The 6,000-nt window shown below is 74.0% G+C and carries 6 protein-coding genes; 1 reads left to right on the forward strand and 5 read right to left on the reverse strand.

Annotated features, from left to right (window positions below):
- Positions 1 to 81: 81 nt before the first annotated feature.
- Positions 82 to 705, forward strand: a complete 624-nt coding sequence (locus AB0K09_RS06200) for a sulfite oxidase-like oxidoreductase (protein WP_366064102.1) — start codon at positions 82 to 84, stop codon at positions 703 to 705.
- Positions 706 to 730: 25 nt separating this feature from the next.
- Here AB0K09_RS06200 and AB0K09_RS06205 read toward each other — a convergent pair whose 3' ends face one another.
- From AB0K09_RS06205 to thiO, 5 genes are all read right to left on the reverse strand, one after another.
- On the reverse strand, positions 731 to 1,609 hold the full coding sequence (locus AB0K09_RS06205) for a deoxyribonuclease IV (protein WP_366064109.1): 879 nt from the start codon (positions 1,607 to 1,609) through the stop codon (positions 731 to 733).
- On the reverse strand, positions 1,606 to 3,594 hold the full coding sequence (gene pknB, locus AB0K09_RS06210; RefSeq protein ID WP_366064103.1) for a Stk1 family PASTA domain-containing Ser/Thr kinase: 1,989 nt from the start codon (positions 3,592 to 3,594) through the stop codon (positions 1,606 to 1,608). Before pknB ends, AB0K09_RS06205 begins: the two co-directional genes overlap by 4 nt.
- Before the next feature lie 88 nt (positions 3,595 to 3,682).
- Entirely contained in the window at positions 3,683 to 4,480 is a 798-nt protein-coding gene (locus tag AB0K09_RS06215) for a thiazole synthase (RefSeq protein WP_366064104.1), read from the reverse strand.
- A 6-nt stretch (positions 4,481 to 4,486) separates the two neighbouring features.
- Positions 4,487 to 4,741 (reverse strand): sulfur carrier protein ThiS, encoded by a 255-nt coding sequence (thiS, locus tag AB0K09_RS06220; RefSeq protein ID WP_366064105.1) that lies wholly within the window; start codon positions 4,739 to 4,741, stop codon positions 4,487 to 4,489.
- Entirely contained in the window at positions 4,738 to 5,919 is a 1,182-nt protein-coding gene (gene thiO / locus AB0K09_RS06225; protein ID WP_366064110.1) for a glycine oxidase ThiO, read from the reverse strand. Before thiO ends, thiS begins: the two co-directional genes overlap by 4 nt.
- Positions 5,920 to 6,000 lie beyond the last annotated feature (81 nt).

Below are 6,000 nucleotides of genomic sequence, written 5' to 3' on the forward strand. Positions count from 1 at the left end.
TTAGTGCGAGTTGTCCCGATAGTGCCGGACTGGCCCGGGCCCCGGTCATCAGCACCCCCGAAGGTCTGACACCATGGACCCATGGGTCAGTCGGAAAGCCGCAAAGGGGAGCAAGTCCAGCTGCCTCCGGGGCAGCGCCTCCAGCGCGGATGGCCGGTGACGCACTACGGACCGGTCCCCAAGTTCAAGCCGGACCGCTGGGAGTTCCGGGTCTTCGGCGCGACGGCCGACGGCGACAAGCACTGCTGGACGCACGACGAATTCTCCGCGCTGCCGTATTCGACGGTGGTGGCGGATCTGCACTGCGTCACGAAGTACAGCATGCTCGGCGCGGAATGGGGTGGGGTTTCGGCCCGCGAAATCCTCGAACTGGCCCCGCCCGCACCCGAGGTGACCCACGTCATGGTGTGGGCCGAGTACGGTTTCAGCTCAAATCTCCGCCTCGCCGACTTCGCCGACGGGAAGACGATTTTCGCCACCCACAAGGACGGCGAACTCCTCACCGCCGAGCACGGTTTCCCCGTCCGGCTGGTCGTGCCGCACCTCTACGCCTGGAAGGGCCCGAAGTGGGTGCGCGGCGTGGAGTACATGACCACGGACCGGCGCGGCTTCTGGGAGGAGCGGGGCTACCACAACATCGGCGACCCCTGGCGCGAGCAGCGCTACTCCTACCAGGAGGAACCCGGCGACGGCCCCGAGCTCTGACGAGCCGGAAGCCGGGGCCGGGGGCCTACGCCCCGCCGCGCAGTTCCTTCAGCCGGCCCACGTCCCGGGCGTGTCCCTCCGTACCGCCCGGCGTCTCGATCGTCAGCGGCACGCCCTCCGTCGCCGGATGGCGGAAGAGCTCCCCGAACGCCTCGGCCCCGATGTGGCCGGAACCGATGTTGGCGTGCCGGTCCTTCCGGGCCCCGCACACGTCCTTCGAATCATTGGCGTGAATGAGGCCCAGCCGTCCCTCGCCCACCACCGAGACCAGCTCGTCGAGCATCAGCTTCATCCCGCCCGGCGCCGCCAGGTCGTGACCGGCCGCGAAGAGGTGGCAGGTGTCCAGGCACACCCCCAGCCGGGGATGGTGCTCCAGCGCGTCGAAGTACGGCCCGAGGTCCTCCACCCAGGAGCACAGCGAGGCCCCCTGGCCCGCCGTCGGCTCCAGCAGCAGCGCCGGGTCGTCCTCGTGCGTCAGCTCCCCCAGCAGCGGCAGCAGCCGCTCGTGCACCTGGGCCATCGCCTCGCCGCGGTCGCGGCCGCCGGTCGCCGAGCCGGTGTGCACGACGACGCCGCGCGCCCCGATCTCCCGCCCCCGGCGCAGCGAGTGCCGCAGCGACTCCACCGAACGGTCCACCGTCGCCGCGGTGTGCGAGCCGAAGTTGATGAGGTACGGCGCGTGCACGTACACCGGCAGCGACTCCTCGGCGCACGCCGCCCGGAACGCCTCGTTCTGCCGCGGGTCGCCGAGCGGCGTGGCCCAGCCGCGCGGATTGGCGACGAAGACCTGCACCACCTCGGCGCCCATGGCCCGGGCATAGGGCAGGCCCACCCGGGCCAGGCCGCCGGCCACCGGGATGTGGCCGCCGACCGGGTTCCTCGCGCGTGCGCTCACGGTGCTCAGAACCCGCCCTTCATCCGGATGACGATCGTGTCGCCCCGGGCGGCCTGGTCGCCGCCCCGGACGGACTGGCTCTCCACCGAGTCCTGGGGGAAGAAGAACGGCCGCTCGACCTTGACCCCGAAGCCCGCCGCACCCAGGATCCGCCGGGCCTCGGCCTCGTTCTTCCCGGTGACGTCCGGCACGATGATCATCTCCTTGCCCTTGGAGACGACGACCGTGACCGTGTCGCCCTCGGCCGCCTTGGCGCCCTTGGCGGGGGACTGCTGGGCGATGCTGCCCTTGGGCCGGGCCGAGAAGACCTGCTGGTCCGCGACCTTGACCTCCAGCCCGGCGTCGCGCAGCGTGGCGGTCGCGTCGGCGAGGGAGAACCCGGTGACGTCCGGGACGTCCAGCTGCCGGCCCTTGCTGACGACCAGCGCCACCGGCGAGTCCGGCCGCCGCTGCTCGCCCGGCCGGGGATCGGTGGCCAGGACGGAGCCCTTCGGCGTCTCGCCGCTGAACTCCTGGGTGATGTCGCCGACCGTGAGCCCCTGCTGCTGGATCTTCCGCTTGGCGTCGTCGAGCGTCATGCCCACCACATTGGGCACCTCGGCCTTGCGCGGCCCCTGCGAGATCGTCAGCGTCACGGTGCCGGTGTTGCGGATGCGCTCGCCCGGCTTGGGGTCGGTGGCGATGACGTGCCCGCGCTCGACGGTGTCGCTGAAGTCCTGCTTGGTGCGCACCTCCAGCCCCGCCTTGTCCAGCTGCTGCTCCGCGTTGGCCTGGGTCATGTCCAGGACCGCGGGCACAGCCGTGAACTGGCCGGAGTTGATGTACCAGACGCCCGCGCCGCCGAGCAGCAGCACCAGCGCCGCGACCGCCGACAGCAGCCACAGCCGCGTCCGCCGGGGCGCCGGCCGGGCACTGCCGGCACTGTCGTCGTAGCCGTGGTACCCGTGGTGCTGCACGGGCTGAACCTGCGGGAGCAGCGGCGGGGGCGTCGGCGGGAGGTCCAGCCGCGTGGTGCGGTTCAGGTCGTCGCCGGCCGGCGACGGGTCGGGGAGCACGCGCGGGATCACGCTCGTACGGTCCTCGGAGCCGGCCGGGGCCCGCTCCGGCGCGGGCGAGGCGCCCGGCGGCACCGCGTCCAGCTGCGCGTCGGACAGCGCGGCCCGGGCCGTGCGCGCCAGGCCCAGCAGGGCGACCGCGTCGGACGGGCGCAGCCCCGGGGCGCGCGCGGTGGCGGCGGCGACCAGCTCGTCCAGCTCGGGCGCGACCCCGGGCGCCGTGCCGGACGGGGCCGGCACGTCCTCGTTGAGGTGCTGGTAGAGCACCTGGGCCGGGGTCCCGCCGGTGTGCGGCTTGGCGCCGGTGAGCATCTCGTACAGGACGACGCCGCACGCGTAGACGTCCGCCCGGGTGTCGGCGGTGCCGTGCTCGATCTGCTCGGGCGCCAGGTACGAGACCGTGCCCAGCACCGAGCCGGTGCTGGTCGAGGTGTTGGTGTCCACGGCCCGTACGAGGCCGAAGTCGGCCACCTTGACCCGGCCGTCGTCGCCGATCAGCACGTTCTCGGGCTTCATGTCGCGGTGCACCAGCCCCGCCAGGTGCGCCGCCCCGAGCGCGGCCAGCACCGGCTCCAGGATGTCCAGCGCCGCGCGGGGTTGCAGGGCCCCGCGCTCGCGCAGCACGTCACGCAGCGTGCACCCGGCCACGTACTCCATCGCCAGATAGACGTACGCGCCGTCGGCACCCTGGTCGTAGACGCTCACCACGTTCGGGTGGTCCAGGCGCGCCACCGACTTGGCCTCGCGGATGAAACGCTCCACGAACGCGCCGTCCGCGGCGAGCGCCGGGTGCATCACCTTCAGGGCGAGCACCCGGTCCAGGCGGGTGTCCAGGGCCCGGTAGACCGTGGCCATGCCGCCCACCGCGATCCGCGCCTCGACGCGGTAACGGCCGTCGAGCAGCTGGTCGACCAGGGGGTCGGGCAGGGTCGTATCCACGGCAGGGAGTCTACGAGCCACAGCCGATCGCCTGTACGCACTCCGCCCGACCTGCGGGAACTGCAGCCGAACGGTGACAGGGGAGCCCTCAGGCGAACGCCGGCCGCTCCGGGTCCAGCACCGCCAGGCCCTGCGTGGGGGAGGACGCCTCGGCGAAGTGGCGCCGCGGGATGCGTCCCGCCCGGTGCGCGAGGCGCCCCGCCTCGACCGCGTGCCGCATGGCCTCCGCCATCAGGACCGGCTCCTGCGCCCGGGTCACGGCCGAGGCGAGCATCACCGCCGAGCAGCCCAGCTCCATCGCCAGCGCCGCGTCGGAGGCCGTGCCCGCGCCCGCGTCGAGGATCACCGGGACGCCCGCGCGCTCGGTGATCAGCTGGAAGTTGTGCGGGTTGCGGATGCCCAGGCCGGAGCCGATGGGCGAGCCCAGCGGCATGATCGCGGCGCAGCCGACGTCCTCCAGCTTGCGGGCGAGGACCGGGTCGTCGTTGGTGTACGGCAGCACGGTGAAGCCGTCGTCCACGAGGATCTCGGCGGCGTCCAGCAGCTCGACGGGATCGGGCAGCAGGGTGCGCTCATCGGCGATGACCTCCAGCTTCACCCAGTCGGTGCCGAGCGCCTCCCGGGCCAGCCGGGCGGTGAGCACGGCCTCGCCGGCGGTGAAGCAGCCGGCGGTGTTGGGCAGCACCCGGATGCCGTGCTTCTCCAGCACGGAGAGCACCGAGCCGCGCACGGTGGCGTCCAGCCGGCGCATGGCGACCGTGGTCAGCTCGGTGCCGGAGGCGAGCAGCGCCCGCTCCAGCACGTCGAGGCTGGGCGCACCGCCCGTGCCCATGATCAGCCGGGAGGTGAAGGGGGTGTCGGCGATGGTGAGCAGATCGTCGGCCATGTCCGGTCAGCCCCCCTGCACCGCGGTGAGGACCTCGACGCGGTCGCCCTCGCCGAGCACCGTGTCCGGCCACTGGCCGCGGGGGACGACCACCTCGTTGACGGCCGCCGCCACGCCGCTCGGCGCGCCGGTCAGCCCGGCCACCAGCGCGGCCAGGGCGGTGCCCCGGGGCAGGGCGCGCGGCTCGCCGTTGACGCTGACGCTGACGGTGTCGGTGTCGCTGTGGGTGGTTTCGCCGGTGGTTCCGCCGGTGGGGATCATGCGGGCTGCTCCTGGAGTACGTGCGAGAAGCGTCGGGGGGAGAAGGGCAGGGCCTCTTCGGGGAGCCGTCCGGTCGTCAGCACCTCGGCCATGACGTCACCGGTGAGCGGGGTGAGCAGTACGCCGTTGCGGTGGTGGCCGGTGGCCGTGAGCAGGCCGGGCAGCTCGGTCGGGCCGAGCAGCGGGGCGTTGTCGGGGGAGCCGGGCCGCAGCCCGGCGAGGGTCTCCACCAGGGGCAGCTCGGTGATGCCGGGCACCAGCTCGTGCGCGTCGCGCAGCAGCTCGTACACCCCGCCGGCGGTGACGGTGGTGTCCCAGCCGAGCTCCTCGGTGGTCGCGCCGACGACCAGCTCGCCGTTCTCGCGCGGCACCAGGTACACGTGCCCGCCGCGCACCACGGCCCGCACGGTGCGGGAGAGGAACGGCCGGTAGGCAGCCGGCACCCGCAGCCGCAGGGTCTGGCCCTTGACCGGCCGCACCGGGGGCAGCAGCCGCTCGGGCAGGCCGTCGACGCGGCCGCTGAAGCTGCCCGCCGCGAGCACGGTCTGCCCGGCGGCGACGCGCGTGCCGTCGCCGAGCTCGGCGCCGACGGCCCGGTCCCCGTCCAGCAGCAGGCGCACCGCCTCCGACGGGTGCAGCACCACCCCGGCCCGCTCACAGGCCGTCAGCAGCGCCCGGGCCAGCCGGCGCGGATCGGTCTGGTGGTCGCCGTCCACCCGCAGCCCGCCGCGGACCCCGGGCGCGAGCATCGGCTCCAGGCGGCGGCACTCGCGCCCCGTCAGCCACTGCGACTGGAGCCCGCAGCGCCGCTGGAGCGCGTGCAGCTCGCGCAGATGCTCCCGGTCGTCGGCGTCGAGGGCCACGGCGAGCGTGCCGCAGGCCCGGTAGCCGGTGTCCTGGCCGCTCGCCTCCTCCAGCTCCGCCGTGAACGCCGGGTAGCGGCGGGCCGATTCCAGATTGAGGGCGAGCAGGGCCTCCTCGCCGTAGTGCAGCTCGGTGACGGCGGCGAGCATCCCGGCCGCGACCCGCGCCGCGCCCCCGCCGGGCGCGGGGTCGGCGACGGCCGTGCGCAGCCCCCGCTGGGCGGCACGCCAGGCCGTGACCAGGCCGATGACACCGCCACCGACGACGAGGACGTCGTACCTCGGTGTGCTGGACGACGCGTCTCCGCCTGCCACCCCGGCATGCGGGGCCTCTTCCTCCTCGTCGAAGCCGTCCGCCAGCTGCGCGGGGACGCCGAGGCGGCCCGCCAGGTCCGC

Source organism: Streptomyces sp. NPDC049577, from assembly GCF_040675635.1.
Classification (GTDB): domain Bacteria; phylum Actinomycetota; class Actinomycetes; order Streptomycetales; family Streptomycetaceae; genus Streptomyces.